At 48.5% G+C, this 19,422-nt stretch carries 25 protein-coding genes; 14 read left to right on the top strand and 11 right to left on the bottom strand.

Annotated features, from left to right (window positions below; translation table 11 throughout):
- Positions 1–193: 193 nt before the first annotated feature.
- The 10 genes from PEL01S_RS26560 (at position 194) to PEL01S_RS26605 (ending at position 9,049) form a co-directional block, all read left to right on the top strand.
- Positions 194–496: a hypothetical protein gene (locus tag PEL01S_RS26560; protein WP_127462397.1), complete on the top strand. Its 303-nt coding sequence runs from the start codon at positions 194–196 to the stop codon at positions 494–496.
- A gap of 234 nt (positions 497–730) precedes the next feature.
- Entirely contained in the window at positions 731–1,078 is a 348-nt protein-coding gene (locus PEL01S_RS26565) for a hypothetical protein (protein WP_010500265.1), read from the top strand.
- A gap of 244 nt (positions 1,079–1,322) precedes the next feature.
- On the top strand, positions 1,323–2,405 hold the full coding sequence (locus PEL01S_RS26570; protein ID WP_063185256.1) for an ABC transporter substrate-binding protein: 1,083 nt from the start codon (positions 1,323–1,325) through the stop codon (positions 2,403–2,405).
- Between the two features lie 117 nt (positions 2,406–2,522).
- Positions 2,523–3,455: a nucleoside hydrolase gene (locus tag PEL01S_RS26575; RefSeq protein ID WP_127462398.1), complete on the top strand. Its 933-nt coding sequence runs from the start codon at positions 2,523–2,525 to the stop codon at positions 3,453–3,455.
- Positions 3,456–3,485: 30 nt separating this feature from the next.
- Positions 3,486–4,307: an ABC transporter permease gene (locus PEL01S_RS26580; protein WP_127462399.1), complete on the top strand. Its 822-nt coding sequence runs from the start codon at positions 3,486–3,488 to the stop codon at positions 4,305–4,307.
- 5 nt (positions 4,308–4,312) lie between these two features.
- A complete protein-coding gene (locus PEL01S_RS26585) occupies positions 4,313–5,101 on the top strand; it encodes an ABC transporter permease (RefSeq protein WP_108532370.1) in 789 nt (262 codons plus the stop codon).
- Positions 5,102–5,116: 15 nt separating this feature from the next.
- The gene (locus tag PEL01S_RS26590; protein WP_063185250.1) at positions 5,117–6,178 is read left to right on the top strand and encodes an ABC transporter ATP-binding protein; all 1,062 of its coding nucleotides are present in this window, start codon (positions 5,117–5,119) and stop codon (positions 6,176–6,178) included.
- Positions 6,179–6,202: 24 nt separating this feature from the next.
- Positions 6,203–7,918, top strand: a complete 1,716-nt coding sequence (locus tag PEL01S_RS26595) for an adenine deaminase (RefSeq protein WP_127462400.1) — start codon at positions 6,203–6,205, stop codon at positions 7,916–7,918.
- Between the two features lie 154 nt (positions 7,919–8,072).
- Positions 8,073–8,411 (top strand): hypothetical protein, encoded by a 339-nt coding sequence (locus PEL01S_RS26600; protein WP_127462401.1) that lies wholly within the window; start codon positions 8,073–8,075, stop codon positions 8,409–8,411.
- Between the two features lie 272 nt (positions 8,412–8,683).
- Positions 8,684–9,049, top strand: a complete 366-nt coding sequence (locus PEL01S_RS26605) for an SH3 domain-containing protein (protein WP_063185244.1) — start codon at positions 8,684–8,686, stop codon at positions 9,047–9,049.
- Positions 9,050–9,889: 840 nt separating this feature from the next.
- Here the strand turns inward: PEL01S_RS26605 and PEL01S_RS26615 are convergent.
- From PEL01S_RS26615 to PEL01S_RS26645, 8 genes are all read right to left on the bottom strand, one after another.
- Entirely contained in the window at positions 9,890–10,045 is a 156-nt protein-coding gene (locus PEL01S_RS26615) for a helix-turn-helix domain-containing protein (RefSeq protein WP_307722013.1), read from the bottom strand.
- Positions 10,046–10,237: 192 nt separating this feature from the next.
- Positions 10,238–10,759, bottom strand: coding sequence for a HEAT repeat domain-containing protein (locus PEL01S_RS26620; RefSeq protein ID WP_127462402.1), 522 nt, complete (start codon positions 10,757–10,759; stop codon positions 10,238–10,240).
- Between the two features lie 63 nt (positions 10,760–10,822).
- The gene (locus PEL01S_RS26625) at positions 10,823–11,065 is read right to left on the bottom strand and encodes a hypothetical protein (RefSeq protein WP_127462403.1); all 243 of its coding nucleotides are present in this window, start codon (positions 11,063–11,065) and stop codon (positions 10,823–10,825) included.
- 4 nt (positions 11,066–11,069) lie between these two features.
- Positions 11,070–11,237 (bottom strand): aspartyl-phosphate phosphatase Spo0E family protein, encoded by a 168-nt coding sequence (locus PEL01S_RS26630; protein WP_127462404.1) that lies wholly within the window; start codon positions 11,235–11,237, stop codon positions 11,070–11,072.
- A 323-nt stretch (positions 11,238–11,560) separates the two neighbouring features.
- A complete protein-coding gene (locus tag PEL01S_RS26635; protein ID WP_127462405.1) occupies positions 11,561–11,743 on the bottom strand; it encodes a hypothetical protein in 183 nt (60 codons plus the stop codon).
- Between the two features lie 8 nt (positions 11,744–11,751).
- Complete coding sequence (locus PEL01S_RS26640) at positions 11,752–12,210, bottom strand: GNAT family N-acetyltransferase (RefSeq protein WP_127462406.1); 459 nt, start codon at positions 12,208–12,210, stop codon at positions 11,752–11,754.
- Between the two features lie 164 nt (positions 12,211–12,374).
- A complete protein-coding gene (locus PEL01S_RS35380; RefSeq protein WP_255320169.1) occupies positions 12,375–12,503 on the bottom strand; it encodes a hypothetical protein in 129 nt (42 codons plus the stop codon).
- Complete coding sequence (locus tag PEL01S_RS26645) at positions 12,500–13,834, bottom strand: helix-turn-helix domain-containing protein (protein WP_127462407.1); 1,335 nt, start codon at positions 13,832–13,834, stop codon at positions 12,500–12,502. Before PEL01S_RS26645 ends, PEL01S_RS35380 begins: the two co-directional genes overlap by 4 nt.
- Positions 13,835–14,634: 800 nt before the next feature.
- On the opposite strand from PEL01S_RS26645, the gene PEL01S_RS26650 reads away from it, so the two are divergent.
- Positions 14,635–15,030 (top strand): VOC family protein, encoded by a 396-nt coding sequence (locus tag PEL01S_RS26650; protein WP_108532351.1) that lies wholly within the window; start codon positions 14,635–14,637, stop codon positions 15,028–15,030.
- Between the two features lie 109 nt (positions 15,031–15,139).
- Here the strand turns inward: PEL01S_RS26650 and PEL01S_RS26655 are convergent, their stop codons facing one another.
- Both PEL01S_RS26655 and PEL01S_RS26660 read right to left on the bottom strand, forming a co-directional pair.
- On the bottom strand, positions 15,140–15,517 hold the full coding sequence (locus PEL01S_RS26655) for a VOC family protein (protein ID WP_127462408.1): 378 nt from the start codon (positions 15,515–15,517) through the stop codon (positions 15,140–15,142).
- Positions 15,518–15,610: 93 nt separating this feature from the next.
- Entirely contained in the window at positions 15,611–16,426 is an 816-nt protein-coding gene (locus PEL01S_RS26660; RefSeq protein WP_163768359.1) for a helix-turn-helix transcriptional regulator, read from the bottom strand.
- Between the two features lie 193 nt (positions 16,427–16,619).
- Between PEL01S_RS26660 and PEL01S_RS26665 the strand changes: the two genes are divergently transcribed.
- The 3 genes from PEL01S_RS26665 to PEL01S_RS26675 all read left to right on the top strand — a co-directional run bounded on the left by PEL01S_RS26665 (position 16,620) and on the right by PEL01S_RS26675 (position 18,301).
- Positions 16,620–17,162 carry a D-alanyl-D-alanine carboxypeptidase family protein gene (locus tag PEL01S_RS26665; RefSeq protein WP_174807013.1) on the top strand — a complete coding sequence of 181 codons (543 nt, stop codon included), beginning with the start codon at positions 16,620–16,622 and terminating at the stop codon, positions 17,160–17,162.
- 411 nt (positions 17,163–17,573) lie between these two features.
- Positions 17,574–18,002: a ribonuclease domain-containing protein gene (locus tag PEL01S_RS26670; RefSeq protein WP_063184877.1), complete on the top strand. Its 429-nt coding sequence runs from the start codon at positions 17,574–17,576 to the stop codon at positions 18,000–18,002.
- A gap of 20 nt (positions 18,003–18,022) precedes the next feature.
- Entirely contained in the window at positions 18,023–18,301 is a 279-nt protein-coding gene (locus PEL01S_RS26675) for a barstar family protein (protein ID WP_127462410.1), read from the top strand.
- Between the two features lie 220 nt (positions 18,302–18,521).
- Here the strand turns inward: PEL01S_RS26675 and PEL01S_RS26680 are convergent, their stop codons facing one another.
- Positions 18,522–19,388 (bottom strand): aminoglycoside 6-adenylyltransferase, encoded by an 867-nt coding sequence (locus tag PEL01S_RS26680; RefSeq protein ID WP_127462411.1) that lies wholly within the window; start codon positions 19,386–19,388, stop codon positions 18,522–18,524.
- Positions 19,389–19,422 lie beyond the last annotated feature (34 nt).

Below are 19,422 nucleotides of genomic sequence, written 5' to 3' on the forward strand. Positions count from 1 at the left end.
GCGGGGAGCCGCTCCCGCCGCAGCAAGCGTCACGAATATAGGCTCGCGGCGCTTGTTTTTCCCGGAGAAAGAGAGAAATTTGTGCCGATAAGATTTTAATTATGGTCTGTACTCGCCGGTTGTACCCTCCCTGTGCCATAATATATGATATGATGGGACTTCTCTTTTAACGGGGGAGGGGGAAAGAATAGCATTGGACGAGGTTATGATCTTTACAAATTTTAGACCAATATATATTTTCTTTATCATTATTCAAGCCATTTCATTGATCATGGCTATATCCCAAAAAAAACAGTTTAAACCAATGAATGAAGTGGCAATATCAAGTATCTCATTGATTTGTTTAGCAGTATCTACCTATTTGACGTATCAAATAGGTATTCTTTCTGATGAACTTGCAATCGGTGGCGATCCTGTTTCCTTTATTATGTTTATTGCAGTAGTGATAATGTCGGTAGTTAATTTTCTTGTTATTTACCTTAATAAAAAAAATTAAAAATTATGTATTGCACTCGTGAGACAAAAACATCATTATTTGCTGATATGACGGCTTATTATTGATTCTGACCAACCTCTTATTCGGGAAATGACTATTTTTTGCTAATTAAAGGCATTTCAAATCGTTTTTAGTAGCAAAAAATCCGAACAATCGCTTGCAGAATCGTAAATTCTTATGTATTATTAAACTACGTCGCATCACAAAAAGACGGTTGCTCTTGAAGGTGAACGAATGCCCCTGATCGACACGAATGAAAATAAAAAGAAGCTGTGCCACCTGTACAACGAAATCTCGAAGAGCTTGTTCGGCTTCGGAACGACATTGCTGCGGGTTACGATCGACGACCGGATCATCACGTATTATGCCAAGCATCGTCGTTCGCCGCGCTCGGATGCGCTCGAAGGTGAGGCGCCTACGCTGAAGCACGAGGTCGACTTTTACATGTCTTCGATCTATAAGAAGAAGCTTCGGGAGAAGCTGGAGCAGGAGTTCGGGCTGGAGATCGAAGCGCTGCTGAGGGATTACGACCCGGCGACGCAGTGGGCGATTACGAACGTGATTCTGCACGAACCGAAATAACAGGCCGGAGCCGCGGCGTTGATCTATCATCGAGCGGACCGCATGCATTGCCATAGATGCCGCCTTATCTTTGTTTACAAAGAAAAAGCGCTCTTACGTAGAAGATTTATTTCTATTTAAGGGCGTTTTTTCTTTTTTAATAAAATGCAAGAAGAACCGATGCCGATGAGAGTATACTGCTAAACGTTTCTACAAATCTTAAATCATGGATACAGGGATGTTTCCTACTGGAGGATGAAGAACGATGATGAAAAAACGAATGATTCGCAGCTTGCTTTCCGTTTCGCTGATAGGATTGGCTTTGTCCGGATGTGGCCAAGCGGGAGGTAATAAGGAGCAGGGCGCAGCGCCGGGAACGGGCGGCGGAGAGCCGACCAAGCTGGTCATTTCCACCTGGGGCTTCTCCGAGGACTTCTTCAAGAAAGAAGTATACGCGCCTTTCGAGAAAGAGCATAACGTGAAGATCGTGCTGGAAATCGGCAACAACGCCGAGCGTCTGAATAAAGTGAAGCAGGGCAGCTCGAACGTCGATCTGATCTACCTCTCGGACTATTACGCGCAGCAGGGTATCGAAGCGGGGTTGTTCGAGAAAATCGACCGCAGCCGCATCCCGAACCTGAAAGACATTTATGACATCGCCAAAGCGCCGCTCGGCGAGGACTACGGTCCGGCCTACACGATCGGCCAATTCGGCATCGCCTATAATCCGAAAGCGACGGGCAAGGAAATCAAATCGTGGAACGATCTGTGGAGCCCCGAGCTGGCGAAGAAGCTGACGCTGCCGAACATTACGTCGACCAGCGGCCCGATGATTCTGGATGCGGCTTCGACCGCAGCAGGCAGCTCGACGTTCAACGAGGACCAAGCGTTCACGAAGCTGAAGGCGCTGAATAAAAGCGTTGTGAAATACTACGGCCAAACGTCAGAGTTCGTAAACATGTTCGCCCAAGGCGAAATCGCCGCCGGACCGATCATGGAAATGTACGTGAAGGACTTGAAGGCCGCCGTGCCGGATACGAAGTTCGTGACGCCGCAGGAAGGCGCGTACGCGGTCATGAACACGGTGAACGTCGTGAAGGGCAGCAAAAACAAGCAGCTGGCGGAAGACTTCATCAACTGGCACCTGAGCAAAGAAGTGCAGGAGAAATCGGCCAAGTCCAAAATCGATTCGCCGGTAAACACGACGCTGCAGCTCAAGCCGGAGGAAGCGCAAGGCATTACGTACGGCGCGGACGTGGTGAACAAGCTGCGCAAGCTGGATATGAAGTTCGTCAACCAGAACCTCAAGGGCTGGATCGACCGCTGGAACCGCGAAGTAACACAATAAGCTACGCCATAAGCAACACAACAGCATGACCATAATCGAAACGCTGGACAAGGGTATATGATCCGACATGTACCCTTGTTTTCATATCGGGAGTATGGAAAGGAGCTAACGGAGCCTATGAAACAAAAAGTAATCCTCGATGTCGATACGGGTGTGGACGACGCGTTAGGCATTCTGCTCGCGGTCAAGAGCGGACAGTTCGATGTCCTCGGCATCACGACGGTCAACGGCAACGTATCGCTGGATCAAGCGACGGCGAACACCTGCAAAATTCTGCAGCTGTTGGGAGCGGAAGCGAGCATCCCGGTCATCCGGGGGGCCGATCGGCCCTTGCTGCGTCCGCACTATTTCGAGCATCGGATACACGGGGCGGACGGCCTCGGCGGGGCGCTGCGGGACATGGAAGTCCGCCAAGGCGCGGCCGAGGGGTTCGGGCCGGACTACATCGTGGACCGCGTACGCGAAAACCCGGGTGAAGTGACGCTGATTATGACGGCTCCGCTGACCAATCTGGCGCTCGCGTTGATGAAATACCCCGGCCTTGTGAATGACGTGAAAGAGGTCGTTGTCATGGGCGGCGTCGTCGCGGGCTTTGGGAACGTGACTCCGACGGCGGAGTACAACATGTATGTCGACCCGGAAGCGGCCAAGCTTGTGCTGCGCGCCGGGTTCCCGTCCCTGACGCTTGTCGGGCTCGATGTGACCCGGCGCGCGCTGCTCAAGGACGAGCATATCGCCGCGCTCGGCGATACGCCGATCGGCCGCTATGTGAAGGAGAGCACGGCCGATTACATGCAGCGCTACTCTGAGCGCAACGGCGTCCGCGCCTGCGCGCTGCACGATCCGTTGGCCGTCGGGGTGGCCTTGACCCGTGAGGTGGTCACGACGAAGCCCTATTACGTCGATGTGGAAACCCGCAGCGAGCTGTGCGACGGCCAGACGGTCTGCGATTTTCAGAACCGGCTCGGACAGAAGCCGAACGTTCAGGTCTGCACCGATGTGGACGCGGACGCTTTTCTCCGGCTGTTCGTTCAGACGCTGAGCCGTTAGCCCCCAATCCAGGAACAGGAGAACCGTTCGATGAAGAAATCGTATCTGTATTTGCTATTGCTGCCGGGACTGTTGTTCCTGACGGTATTTATGGCGGCTCCGATCCTCATTACGATCGGGTCCACCTTTTTCCAGAAAGGGACTGTGACGTTCGACGGGTACCTGCACTTCTTCAAGGACCCGTATTTTATCAAAATTTTGCTGACGACGCTGCAGGTCAGTGTGGTGACGACGGCGATCTGCATTCTGCTCGGCTTTCCGGTTGCCTATTATATTTCCCGGCAGAGTCTGAAGAAAAAGAGCGTGCTCCTCGCGCTCGCGATCTTCCCACTGCTCACCAGCTCGGTTGTCCGTTCGTTTAGCTGGATGATCGTGCTCGGCAAGAAGGGGCTGCTCAACACGGCGCTGCTGGCGATGGGGATCGTTCAGGACCCGCTGGATATTTTGTATACGCCGACCGCGATGATGATCGGTCTGATCCATCTGTTTCTGCCGCTGATTATCATCACGCTTGTTGGCGTTATGGAGAACATCGATGCCGATCTGATCAAAGCGGCGGAGAGCCTCGGGGCGTCCCGGTTCACCGCGTTTCGTAAAGTTGTGATCCCGCTTAGCGTGCCGGGTCTCATTATCGGGAGCATTCTCGTCTTCGTCGGCAGCTTAACCGCGTACACGACTCCGGCGCTGCTCGGCGGGAAACAGCGCGTCATCTCGACGTTCCTGTACCAGAACGCGATCACGCTGAACGACTGGTATTCGGCCTCCGTCATCGCGACGATCATGATGGCGATTACGTTCGTGGTTATCAGCCTGATGAATAAACTGGCCAACACTTTAAATCCGAAGGGGTAGAAGGGATGAAGGAGAACAACCGGGGCCTCGGCCTGTTTACGCTGCTTGTTTATATCTTTTTGCTCGGTCCGCTGGTCATTATCGCCTTCGCTTCGTTCGAGCCGGGAACCGTGCTGAAATTTCCGCCACAGGGCTTTTCGCTCAAGTGGTACCAGAAGATCTTTGAAGTGGAAATGTTCATGAGCACGTTCAAAACGTCGATCGTCGTCTCGATCCTCGGCAACCTGTTCGCGCTCTTGCTCGGCGTGCCTGCGGCCTATGCGCTCAGCCGCTTCGACTTCAAGGGAAAGGACGCCCTGAACGGCTTCTTTATATCCCCCGTGCTCATCCCGGGCATCGTGCTCGGGTTTACGATGCTGAAATACCTGATCGTCACGTACCATCTGCCGCTCTACACGGCGCTGCTCGTCGGTCATACGGTCATCATGCTTCCGTTCATTATTCGCGTCATCGCGTCCAGCTTGTCGAACTTCGATTTTGCCATCGAAGAGGCTGCGCTTAGTCTCGGCGCCGGACGGCTCGGAACGTTCTTCAAGGTCGTCCTCCCGAACATCAAGTCGGGGATTATCGCGGCGATTCTGATCGCTTTTCTGGAGTCGTTCAACAATGTGGACATTTCCGTCTTCATGACGGGCCCGGGCATCAGCACGCTGCCGATTCAGATGCTGACCTATGTGGAAAATTATTTCGATCCGACCATCGCCGCCATTTCTGTGCTGCTGATGCTGTTCACGGCGGTGTTCATGTTCCTGATCGAAAGGCTGATGGGCCTTTCTTACTTTACCAAACGATAACGGAGGCTCGTACCCATGGCATTGCTATCCTTGGAAAATGTGTCGGTCGCCTATGATCACCAATATATTCTGCAAAACTTCAACCTGACGGTCGAGAAGGGGCAGCTCATCTCCCTGCTCGGCCCAAGCGGCTGCGGCAAAACGACGACGCTGCGGCTCATCGCCGGCTTCCTCGAAGCCAAAGACGGCAAATTCATGCTAAACGGCAAAGATTACACGCGCGTGCCGGTCAACAAGCGGAACTTCGGGTTCGTGTTCCAGAGCTATGCGCTGTTCCCGCATCTGTCCGTCTACGATAACGTCGCTTTCGGACTCCGTCTGCGGAAAGTGCCGGAAGCTGAGGTCAAGCAGCGCGTGCTGCGCATTCTGGAGGTCGTGAGCCTTGCGGGCTTCGAGCAGCGGTTCCCTAAGGCGCTGTCCGGCGGGCAGAAGCAGCGGGTGGCGATCGCCCGCGCGCTCGTCATCGAGCCGGACCTGCTGCTGTTCGACGAGCCGCTCAGCAACCTCGATGCGAACCTGCGCGTGAATATGCGCGTCGAAATCCGCCGCATCCAGCAGGAGCTCGGCATTACGACCGTTTACGTCTCGCACGACCAGGAGGAATGCTTCTCCATCTCCGACCGTGTCGCGATCATGAATAAGGGCATTATCGAGCAGTTGGACCGGCCTTCGACGATCTACAAATACCCGAAAACCGAATTCGTCGCCCGGTTTATCGGCTTCAACAACTTCATCACGTTCGAGGAACGCCGCGAAGCGGGCGACGGGATCGAGCTGAAGGTGAAGGGCTACACGTTCCATGCCGCCCGACAGCCCGGCGCAGAAGGAGCTACAAGCAAGAAGGGCGCGATTCGCCCGGACGATGTGCAACTCGGCACCGCAGAGGAGATCGGTCACGGACCGAACCGGGTGCGGGGCGGTATCAAGGTAAGTACGTTTCTGGGAAGAAGCTACCAGTATGTCGTCGAGACGGACCTGGGGGATTTTACGGTCAACAAAGAAATGGAAGTCCCTTACAGCAGTGGGCAGCAGGTTCATTTGCTGTTCCCGGCGGACAAATTGGTCCTGGTAGACTAACGACGACTTGGAGGTACCGGCATCATGCGAGTGGATTTACTGATCGAGAAGGTACACGTATACAACAGCTATTTTAAAAGGTTCGTTGAAGGCAATGTTGCCGTCTTGAACGGATCGTTCCTCTATATCGGCGGGCGGGGGACGGAGACGTTCGAAGCCGGCGAGATCGTGGATGGCCAAGGCCGCTACATGATTCCCGGTCTGGTCGACATTCACCTGCATATCGAGAGCACGATGGTCACTCCGGAGACGTTCTCGTACGGGCTAATCCGCAGCGGCGTGACGACCATCGTCCCCGAGCCGCATGAGATGGCGAACGTCTTCGGCCTGAGCGGCGTGAAGCAGATGATCGAGGCGAGCCGCGACTGCGTGGCGGACATGTTCTATGCGATTCCGAGCTCGGTCCCGGCCACGTCGATGGAATCGACCGGCGGCACGATCGAGATCGAGGATATGGACGAGCTGCTGCGGACGGAAGACATTATTTGTCTCGGCGAAATTATGAACTACGTCGACGTCATCGCGGACCCAGATTGCAAAACGAACCGGATTCTGGCGCATATCCGCAAGCATTATCCGAAGCTCGTCATTGAGGGGCATGTTCCGAAGCTGCTCGATCTGGATCTGCACCGGGTCATCTATGCCGGGGTCGACTCGGACCATACGCATCAGACGATCGAGGGGATGGAAGCACGCATCGGCGCGGGCATGTTCATCGAGATTCAAGAAAAATCGATGACCGACGATGTCATAAACTATTTGATCCAAAATGACGTCTCCGAGCACTTCTGCTTCGTCACCGACGACGTCATGGCCGATTCGTTCCAGCGGCGCGGCCATCTGGACCATATCGTCCGCAAAGCGATCCGCATGGGCATGTCGCCGGAGAAGGCGATCTACGCCGCGACATTTACCCCGGCACGCCGGATGCGGATGCACGACCGGGGCGCCATCGCTCCCGGTAAAACAGGCGACTTCGTGCTGCTGTCGGATCTGCGGGAGCTGACGATCGATCAAGTGTACAAACAGGGCCGCAAGGTGTACGACGTACGCGAATCATATGTTCCGAAGGAGCACGGCCACGCGTTCCCGGCGCATTACTACCAAAGCGTGCAGTTGTCGCTACTGACGGAAGCGGACTTTGTTGCGCGGCCGGAAGGTGCGGTGGACGGCCGCCATGCGTGCCGCGTGATGCAGGTTAAAGATGGCTCCACCTTCACGGAGGATGTGCGGGGCGAGGTCGAGATCCGGAACGGTGAGCTGTGCTGGCAGGAAAGCCCGTACGCACTTATCGCGACGTTCGAGCGGTACGGCAAGAACGGGAACCGGGCATACGGCTTGATCGGCGGCGATACGATTCAACGCGGCGCGGTGGCGACGACGTATTCGCACGACAACCACAACCTGCTTGTGGTCGGGCACAACCCGGCCGATATGGCGCTTGCGGCTAACGAAGTGATCCGCAGCCAAGGCGGCTTCTGCGTCGTGGAAGCAGGCCAAGTGCTGGCGCACCTGCCGCTGCCTGTCGGCGGCATCCTGACCGAAGCGCCGCTGGACGAGACGGCGAAGGAAGTCGAGAAGCTGCGCAGAGCGATGGAGTCGCTCGGGTACAAGCACTACAACCCGATCATGTCGATCAGCACGCACTCGCTTCCGGTCAGCCCGGCGCTCAAAATTACCGACCTGGGGCTGATCGACGTTAACGCGGGCAAGGTTGTACCGCTACTGGTTGAGGCGTAGTTAACGGAACAGTCTAAACAAACGGCTCTTACCGCCAAGATTGATGCGGGCAAGGGCCGTTTCGCATTATATTAGAAAGATGGAATTCAATCCTTTTTCGGGGCGGAGCTTCAAGCCCGCCACAAACGCTCATCGCGTAATGAGAGTAAACAAAATGGGGATCATGGTGAAAACCGCTATCCCCACAGGGACCGGGATTACTCGTTTGGTGATACCCATTTTATCGAGTGGATATTCGATCACCATAACTAAACAAGCAAGCAAAACGGTTTTCCAAACAGCGGAAATCGTCAAACCCCACACGAAAGACATGACACCAAAAAAAATCCCGAGGCTCAAAGGATATTTAAGACGCAAGGCCACCGCCTCCTTCATTTCCGATTCTGATTGGGGCTCCAATCAATACCAAAGTCAAGATCAAGCCGATCTTGCCGCCGGTATCCTCTTCTATTCCGACCTTTCTTTTTTAGGATGCGCCGTGGTTATCAATTAAACCACACGATTTTATTTTATGGGGTTTTGCAGCGATGGTAAGTTGGATGACTAAAACAATAAGTTATATGGATATTGTTTCCAAATAGGGTATTCCCATCTTTGATATAAAATGCTATAATATGTAATGTAACATAAATATTGTAATTAAAGCAAAATGAAAGGTAGCGTGGTGCTTATTATCTATTAATTCGATGGAATGGTGCAATCTATTTCTTTGCAGGCAGATCCCGTTAGAATCGAAACTATTTTTCTAAAAAGGAGACCTTCATTATGATGAAAAAATTGATTGCGGCTTCTCTCATTGCAACAGCAGTACTTCCGGCAACCGGCGCTTTTGCAGCTGAAAATACAGTTTCTGTTCAACAGTCTTCCACAGCGGAAACGGCAAGTCATGCCATCGAATCCGGCACAATCGCTCTAATGACTTCTACTTATTCCATTACTGGCGATGGGGTTAGATTTAGAGCTAGCGCTTCTTCTTCCGGCACGGTTCTGGGTACCCTGAATAAAGGGGATCTGGTTAATGGCGGCAACGAAACGAAAAATGCCGACGGTATTACATGGGTAAGCGTATACAGCTACAAGTACAACAAATGGGGATGGGTTGCCTCTCAGTATCTGGAGGAAGTCGGTTGATCGTTTATTCATGCTACCGTTAAAACGAAAATAATGGATCGCCCATTCACCCAGCTAGTCGGGGGAAGGGCGATCTTTTTGAAGTTCCGGAAAAATGTAGGAATCGCAATCGCCGCAGCCCAAAGACCGAATGATCCATTAAAATAAGTAATGATTAACGTGATTAATATGATAGAAAAAACAGGATGGCTGTACGAGCTGTATACGGAAGAATGCATCTCGGACAACAAGGTATCCCGGCCGCGCTTGATCCCGTATCTGGTGCGATGTGTAGAGACTGGCCGAGTGGATTGTATTGAACCGGTGGTTTCCAAGATTCTCGATAACTCCAAGAATGTGTCTATTATCTTCTCTGCGGCAGAGAAGCTTTTCGAGAATGGAAGGCTGGAGGAGTCGGCGCATTTTTATCAACTCGTGGTCGACAATATCAAAGACAATTTTTCCGAGTTCATGGCGATAAGCCAATATCGGCTATTTCTGATCGCTCAAGGTACAGATGAAGAGAAGAACTGGAAATCAGTTATTCAATTTGAACCTTTCCGAAGACGACTGCCGGAATATCTCCAGCTCGCGGCCCTTTTGAAGTTAGCTAAGGTTTGTTATTCCTTGGAGAAAATAAACGAGGTCGAGAAGTTTGCTGAAGAACTCGCGGAACTAAGTTCCATTCTCTATAAGCTAAAAATGGTGGAAGAAGTATCGATAGAGCATCACCTGGTATACTATTTTGGTATGGGTCTGTTAATTAAGGGGACCGTTTTGGAAAAAAGAGGACTTTACAAAGAAGCTAAAAAAGTTGTACAAACTTATGCCGACCTTAGTTGGTTTGAACCTCTTGACGAGTCAGGCTGGCAAGAGGTTCCCAAAAACTTCTGCCAGAGCGTCCAAATGACCGATTGTCATGGCACGAGCCCGGCCATTTAACACCATGCTCAAATTTCCGGCGTTAATCCCCGTCAGTTCGGCTACTTTATTTAGGCTATAGCCATGCAGCTTCATCTGGTCTTCGATCTCCAACCGCAAAGAGCGATTATCCACCCGCACGGAACACCCTCCCCTAAATCTATAAAACCATACTACCACAACAGGGAATTAACATAAAATAACAGATGGATAAAAATTTCCTAGCGTCGAATGGTGAAATATATTTATAAAAAAGTAACCTTGATGGGCAAATGCCAGTCAAGGTTACTAGGGTATGGCTGCTTCGATTTTGGATTCGTTCAGAGCTTCTTGAATGAGGTCAATAACGTCCGGATCTTCTTCTTTTTCCAGAAATCCCGTTAATACGCCAATAATCCTGTCATCCTCGATTTGGGATAGGGCGGTTACAGCTGCGCACCTAATATCGGGGTCGGGGTCTCTTAGCAGATTGGTGAGAGGTGCAAGTAAGCTTGGACTCGGGAAAGATGCAGCGATGTGCGAGCACCAATACCTGACTCCGGTATGTTCACTTTTTAACGCAGTAATTAAATGCGGAAGTACTTGCTCTACCGAAAACTTCATTAATACGTCTTCAATCAGCTGGTATACCCCGAAGCCGCTGCCTTCGCCAAACGAATTTAGAAATAATGGAATGCACTGAGGATCAGGATGATTCAAAAAGTGCACCCTCACGTCGTTATACTTTTTGATGACTTCGAATTTCGCCTCAGTATCTCTTGAAAAGGGCTGATTGTTTTTCAAAAACATAATGGCTTGTGCGGAATTCATTTATTTAATCGAATCCTCCTAAAGATCCAAAAATCAACCCCAAGGCTTGTTTGAATCGTTATATTAGTGGTCCGTTTTATTTTTCTTATGAACTAAGAGCCGCTCGCGCAAAACGGTTTCAATCTGCTCGCTGCTATAGCCAAGCTCAGCCAACATTTTGGCCGTAACCCCGGCATTCACCCTCGCCCTGCTTTCAGCATCATGTAAATCCTTGATGCCGTAGAGTCTCTCAAAGATTGCGCCAATCCGGGCAAGATAGAGAATCCGTTCCTCGCTCTCCCCGTCCAGTAAATAATCATGTGTCACCGTATCATCCACACACTTTCAGTTTAGAAGACTTTTGAACCATGAGAATGTACCGGTCCAGACGTTGACTTAGCTGTACCACCTCCTCGTGCGATAATGAACCTTTCTCCTCAACCAGTCGCACTAACTGCTGCCGTAACTGTCTGATTTTTTGTTCTAGTTTCATACTCATACATTATCCACCATCCTTATCCACGACTCCTTATCTCTATAATAATGCCGTTTTTCCATATTAAGGGTCTTAGAATTTGAGAAATATTTTTTTCGACAAAAAATGCGTTTCGAAAATGCTTCACCTATGCTATCTGCTGCGCAGATAAAGAAAATGTATATGGAAGGATCATTATACCTGTTACATGTAATTAACCAAAGGACCGTTAATAATCCCAACAGCAGCCCAGTTTTATTCACCGTGAACCGAATGTTGAAATGTGCACATAAGAAAACCGCCCATTGAAAAGGCGGTTATATCAAGTACATGTTCAGTTTTATTGTTTATTTTGCCTTCTTAAAGGACGAAATAATTAGCGATCCTATAAACCAAAAGGCACCGCCTACGAATCCCGCTAGCATTGAAATATCTTTATCTATAAAGTAATGTGTGACCATCCAAAAAATTGAAAATGATAATCCCCCTGCGGCAGCGTTAATAATCGCTTTTTGTTTAAGCACAGCCACACATCCAATCACCAATGTTTTTCCATCGCTTCTTCACATCGAGCAAAGCCATTTCTTGTATAAAACGGGACACTGTCGCTACTGGGCCAAACGATAAGAAATTCAACCCCATTCTCTTTAGACCATTTTTCCATAGCGGCCTGAATCTCTGTTCCGATACCTTGACTTCGAAAAGCAGGGCGAGTATAGACATTAGTAACATAGCCGTAATAAGAGTCTGGAGATTTTCCTGGCCTTGGCACTTTATGTATTAGCTGTAGATACATGTGCGAAACTATACTTTTTTCAACCTCCGCCACCCAAATGTACCAGTCTCTACTTCCCATAGCTTTGATCAAAAATTCACGACAAATAGGGTAAAACTCCTCGAAACTAACCGCACTAGTATATCCCTCTTCCGAGAAATCCCAACGCATCCGAACAAGTTCATCTACATCGTCTAACGTAGCTAATCGTACAATCGCCATGCGTTCGTTCCCCTCGATATGATGTATCTTGAACATTGGTTATCAATATTATGGAATAATAAAGCTTTCGACAAAAAAAGCATTCCTGAACGTCTTGTTCAGAATGCTTTTGGTGGGTGGTTATCTTTAATACGGCCTGAGCACTATATTTGTTCTACCTTCGATCACCAATTCGTTCCATGTTCGAGCATCTTGATTATGTAGGCTTCACCTTGAACATACCAATTTCCCCAATGTCCGGTTGTACCAAACAACCCCAAGAAGATGACCAAGGCCAGAAAATAACTTTTCATTCCAAATACACCTCCTCTCGCACCACAGTTGATCGGTAATCTTCTACTTGTTGCGCAGACGCATTTTCCCGATACTTTTCAAATAAAGAAACGCAAAGAAAGGAATACTCGTACCTTTTCATCTCGTTAGCCAAAGATAGACAGTGTAACGCTTCGTTGATTCCTCTTTGAATTCGCCTGTTTCTGAACTCATAAATAGCTTTATGATATCTAAATCGAAGATGCCGATCTGAAAGAATCAGATCATGGTTAAATGAATCGAAACGTTCAATGGAGCCGGAAAATCGCGACATTACATGATCAATTGAGAAACTATATGTATTCGCTGATTTTATAATAGCGATCAGTCCGGCCAGAATGTCGTCCAAACGGTTAAGGCTCGCCAAATAATCGGCATACTCATCAACTATGTCTTCATTCCCAGTCAGCGCTTCAAGCGTGTACAAATTCGCTCTTGCCCCGACCTTAAACATTGCCACCTCTTTTTGGCCCGATTCATCGAGGGGTTCCCACCACTCCAGATTTGCATAACTATGCACACATTGTTTCGCCTGCTCGTATAGTCCCCGCTTTTCAAGCACAACACCTTTAAACAAAAGGCCCATGCCGTAATAGTATACTAGGTGCCTTTCAGTTGCTATGTTCTCGCTACATAGCATAATACTGAGTTCTATCAGTTCGTCAGCATATCCTTCAACTTCGTTCCACTTTTGTAATGTAAAACAAACTCTGGTCAATCTTAAAAGAGCATCCAGTCGCGCATGTTCTGATAAGCGATTTCGAAACGGATCAAACCGAATCACCGCTTTCCAATTTTTCTCCGCATCCGTGCCTTGAATGATACTGAATAGACGATAATGACTCATGGACAGCATCTCGGAGAAATTATCTTTGACGTTATCAACCACAAGCTGATAGAAGCGTTCCGATTCTTTGCTTCTTCCCTTCTGGTACAGCTTCTCCGCTACAGAAAAGATGATCGACACGTTTTTCGCATTATCCAAAATCTTAGAGATGACCGGCTCAATACAATCGTTTCTGCCAACCTCGGCACATCGCACCAAATACGGAATTAACCGCGGTCGGGACAATTTCTCTTCGGAAATGCATTCCTCCGTATATAGCTCGTACAGCCATCCGGGAACCTTTCCGAACACTCTTGCCAAAGCGTCTAATTGACGGATTGTCATTGCGCGGGAAACACCATTCAACGCCATGCTGAGATTTCCGACATTAATCCCCGTCAATTCAGCCACTTGATTAAGGTTATAGCCATGCAGTTTCATTTGGTCTTCAATTTCCACGCGCAAAGACCGGTTAACAACCCGCATAAAAGGCGCCCTCCTCAAATTGATAAGTTTATTTTACCACAATATACCATTACTATGAAACGAAAATTTTCATATTTTGGTTGAAAATAAGGATTATTTTTACAAATTCCATCAAAATATTTCATCTGCTTTTCGCGAAATCTTGTTTTTAAAGGAAGTTTTTCTCTTTTTTATATAGATTGAGTCTAATTAGGGAGGAATAAACAAAAATTAACCTTGGGTGAATCTATGGAGATATGTAAACGACATTGCAGGTGGGAGTGGGCTAACGAAGTACGAAGCGAGCGAACGCAATGACATAATAGAACATAGCGGCGATGGCAAGAGCGACATAACAGACTCCCAGCGCACAGATCAGGGCTTGTCCTCCATATCCCAACAGTTTCCAATACCACGCTAAAGGCTCTTCCGAGAACTCACCCCAATAGGAATGGGGATGACGCGGTCTCCAAGGGTCGGCCTGGGGCCGGTATTCGCCTGGGTGTTGCTCCTTCATTACATCTCCCCTTTTTTTGAGGTTTTCCATGGTTACATGTGTAACATGATTTCAGGCTTTCCAACGGAATCAAAAAAAGATGACCCCTGACGAGTACAGGAATCATCTCTTAGCTGTGTAGAGGCTCCAGGAAATTTCAACCATCCCCGAACCCTATTATATTGATCGTTTTCCATATACAGGATTTTTGGTTTTTGGAATAATTTTTTTCGACAAAGAAGGAAGCAATTCATAAGAAATATCAATTTTCATATTTGCTATGATTGAATGACATGAATATCCATTTCAAAGGAGGAGTGTGTATATGAAGAGTTTAGGATCTATGAATGTGGATGTCATTACGCTGTTTGTTGAGGATTTTCAGAAGGCGAAGGCGTTCTATCAGGAAGTATTCGGATTTCAAGCCGTCTATGAAGACGAGGTCTCATCGGTGTTTAATTTCGGGAATATGAGCGTGAACCTCTTGGATATTTCCGAGTCACACGAATTGATGAAACCGGGAACCGTCGCGACACGTGAATCCGGATTCCGTTTCCTGCTCACGATTCGGGTCGATGATGTGGATGCGGTCTGTGCTGAATTGAAAAAACGTGGGGTTGCTCTACTTAACGGTCCGATCAACCGGCCATGGGGAGTGCGAACCGCTTCATTCATCGATCCGGCAGGACATGCCTGGGAGCTTGCGGAACAATTGGCATAGGGACAGAGTTTAAGCGTTGAACTGCTAACTGGTACGTTCAATTGGCCGTCTTTTCTTAAAAAAACCACTCCAACCAGACGGAGTGGTTTACTATTGTCATATATTTACGCTAAGCGGCAAGACTAATCAGATTGCCGTCAGGGTCCTGCACGATGGCGTAGCGCTCTCCCCAGAACCCATCGAACGGTCCGCGATGTCCGATGTGTCCCTGCTCCGTCAATTGACGGTACAGCTCATCCACCGCTTCGCGACTATCGCATTGAAAGGCGAGCTCGATTCGATATCCGGAAGGCTCTTCCCAGCTACCATACACTACTTGCGCCGATTCCCGTGTGGCCACGGCCAAGCGAAGTCCGTTGTGTTCTACCTCAACGTGATTTTCTTCGTCGGCGCTTTCCGGTATTGCCAAGCCCAACATGCGGTAGAAAGCCAAAGCCTTTTTCATATCCTTCACGAAAATCCCCATTCTCTTCAATTGAACCGCCATGCTTCACCACTCCCATCGTTGCGATTTGATTTCTTTTCACCCTCCAATCATATATCTTGTACTGACAGTCAAAATAGTAAAAAACGGACTTCTTCAGCCCTTTTTCATCATTCGTTTTGGCGGCAGCCCGTAATAACGTGCAAAGTCTTTGGCAAAATGTGACTGATCATAGTAACCGTATTTCAGTGCCAAGTCTGTCAAGCTGGAATAGCCCCCGCTAGAAAACTCCTGCAATAGGCTTTGAAACCGGACGATTCCCAGCATCTCCTTCGGGCTCAAGCCGAGCTCCCGATCAAATGCCCTTCTTAGATGCCGTTCGCTGAAATTAACTTTTTCGGCCAAATCCGTTACGGACAAGTTCCCTTTGAATTCGTACATATACTGCGTGCTTTGGTACACCAAGGAAGGGCTAGACGTATCGCTGCAAGCCAGCATTTGGCTTAGTTTGCGTTCAACGGTTGCAACGATGTCCGAAGCGGCTTTTGCGGCCATTATTTCTTCGGCCATAAGCCGCCCTTCGGCGCCCCAGAGCTCTTCCAGGAAAACATGGTGTCCAACAATCGCCGAGAGGGGATATTTTAAAAAAGTCCGGGCCGACTCCGAATATAACCGGATGCCGAACACCGAACGCGCTTTGGTGAAATGTAAAACTGTGTAACGGGTCGATAGCCCTTCGACAAACGCGGCCTTCCCGTAAGAGGGGGAGTGAAGATCCACGATAATATCGACACAGCCGTCCGGAAGGACCCGATGCCATAGATTCCCGGTGCCGGCCTGAAAATCCATTGTCCAATAACAAGCAATATGCGATGCTAACTGACGGCCCGGCACATATTCCCGGTAGATGTACCCCGGATGATGCAGCTCCGGCTGCAATTTCGGCGATTGTACAGGACGATAGGAATGCATCATTCAACCTCCCTTTGCCACCCGATGATTCTTAAGCATACCTCCACAAAACGAATTTGTCAGCAACGCCACAGTGTTTTCTCATCTCCTGATTCTATCATTTTTACTATAGACAATTACAACATTTGGAATTATTATAGAATTGTATTCCATATTTTCAAAATAATAAGTTTATTGGGAGGTAATCGGCGCGATGAAAAGAACGGTCGTAACATTTATGCTTGCGGTAGCTCTACTATTTTCCGGTATGGGGATAGTAACATCCCCGGCTCAAGCATCTGCGAAGAAATGCGCGGATGTATTGAGTAAAATGACTGACCCGTTAGCTTTAAGAATGGAAGCAGGAGATACGTTAATTTGGAGCAATGTGGATCCAAAGGTGATTTCCGCAAAAGATAAATACAGCAAGCTGATAAAAGATAAGGGCTGGAGGATTCAATTTAGCTCAGCTTACCGTCCTTACGAATACCAGAGGCACTTATACGAAATTGTCCAAAACCCCACGATTTGTAAGGAAGAGAAGCAAAAACATGGTTTAGGCACTGAAGTGGCAAAGCCTTCAAAAGATGCTCCTCACACAGCCGGAAAAGCTTTTGACGCCACTGTCTTTGATAAAAATGGCAATGCTTTAAATGGTAGAGATTTTGTTAAGAAGGAACTAATTGAAGTAGCTAAGCAAGCAGGTCTTTATTTTCCGATGACCACTAAGGATGGTGTACATCACATTCTCTTATAGGGTTCAAATGCTTATAAGGCTTCTGACATGAACCTTGCCCAATAACTGGCTACTCCTATTCCTCCCCAAATGCAGTTCGTCAAGATACCTAATATACCGGGGTAAAGGAAATTAGGGAACTGCTTCTCCAAATTCGTGACTTCGGCGATTAAGGATAGGATCGAAGGCGCCGGCCGCACGCGTCAATAAGTAGCGGTGATTGACTAGCACCCTAATGCGCATGGGGTGCTTTTTCGTTTGCAAAAAACCAACTCAACTGAAAAACTGAAACGAGCCATCGGAATAAAATGAAAAAATACGACCATGGAATGGCTAGTTGGAATACGGGGCTCATGTTTTGTGGATATTTTTGAAACTTCTAATGGATCACTACCGTAAATATTCGGGTACCGAATTGATAAAAAAGTGAGGATGAGCCTCTTGAAAGTCATGAAGTTCGTATTGTTTGCATTGTTGAGTCTATTGCTTCTGGCTGGTTGCGGATTGCTTCAAGAAAAACCGCAATCAACACAAGGTCTGACTAGTTTTGAAGATGTCGCAAAGTACATAAAGGCCCATAATAAACTACCTGATAATTTCATCACGAAAGACGAAGCAAGAAAACTGGGCTGGGACCCCCAGAAAGGAAACTTGCATAAAGTCGCTCCAGGCAAAAGCATTGGCGGCGATGTCTATCAAAATCGTGAAGGAAAATTACCGGCAAAAAAGGGAAGGGTATGGTACGAAGCCGATATTAATTACAAATCTGACCATCGGGGAAAGGACCGAATCTTATTTTCCAACGATGGTTTAATATACAAAACGGAAAACCATTATGAGACGTTTGAACAAATAAAGTGAGTCCATGGAGGGATGAGGGATTGCGGGATGTACTATTAGATGGCAGAAAAATTGATAATGTCGGTCAACTGCATGCCGTCTTGAAAGAAGCCCTGGAGCTGCCTGAGTATTATGGCAATAATTTAGACGCTTTGTGGGATTGTTTGACAGGATGGGTTGAAATGCCGCTGACGATTCGGTGGTTACATTTTCAAGAGAGCGAGAAGAAGCTAGGGGAATATAGTAACCATGTACTGCTACTTTTTCGAGATGTTGAACAAGAAATCGAAGGATTTCATCTGCGGCTTGACCCTAATTGAACGTAGGTGTGATGATGCCGCACAGCGACATGAGAGTAAGATGTTTTAAATTTTCGCATTTAAAAATACCAAAAAAAGAAGGGCTGACCAAGTCTTCTCGAGATGAATCAGCACCTTCCTTGAAAAAATAACAATTCAATGGCGATTGAATAACTCACAGTTGTATTGCGTTATTTCTTGAGCAACCGTCCGACTCAACTCTGGGTTACGCCGATACCATTCACTGGTTATCGTCCGGAGCTAAATGTCGAACATGCTTTAAATAGGCGGTGACGCGCTGATCGTCTTCCAGAGGGTATTCGTAGTTCAAACGATTCGCCACATCCTGCGCGGTTCGGCGGAACAAGTCACCCATAGCGAACAAGGCTCGCCAGACCCCTTCATAAGTCGCGTCCGGGAAGGTGGACATCAATTCGTGCCAGCTCTCCCTCGAAAGATGCTTCTCTAGATATTTGCCGCTTTTGCCTGTGCTAATCGAAAAATCGGTGCGGATGCCAACCTGCCACTCGAGCATCTGAATCAGCATCGGTCTCACGGCGACGTTCAAATGATCTTGGGCATAAAGCATTTCTTGCCTCCACAAGCCTTTGGCGACATACGTGGATACCCACCAGAATTCGTTGCAGCAATCGGCAAAAAGCTTGGCCGACGGGCGCTTCACCCAATAATCCTCGTCTGTCGGGGCCGGAAGCCGGGGAAGGCAATTGTCTTTGTCCAACAAAACGACAGCCAGTTTATCGCCGCTGTTCCAGTTGTCCTTCTGCTCGAACGGACACAGGGTCAGGTCAATCCGGTTGCCATCCGCGAACAGCATCAGGTAGGGGAACTTTCCATCCAGCTCGGGAGGAATAAGCTTCATCTCTTCCGGCTTCTGCATAATAATCCGGCTGCCGAAGCGGTCGATCCACTGCTTATCTTCAATAAAAGAAAGCAGATCATGAACGATATACACGATATCGTAATCCTGAAATACATCTTTGGGCACATTCGGATTCGTTCGCGACCCGTTCATCCCGACCGCCCGGATTCGCTCATCGTTCACAGCAACGTCCAAAATTAAATTCATCATTTCCTGTTCGGTTCTCATCCTCGTTCCAACCTCCATCGAATATAGTCAGGGT

This window comes from Paenibacillus elgii NBRC 100335 (assembly GCF_004000865.1).
Lineage (GTDB): Bacteria > Bacillota > Bacilli > Paenibacillales > NBRC-103111 > Paenibacillus_G > Paenibacillus_G elgii.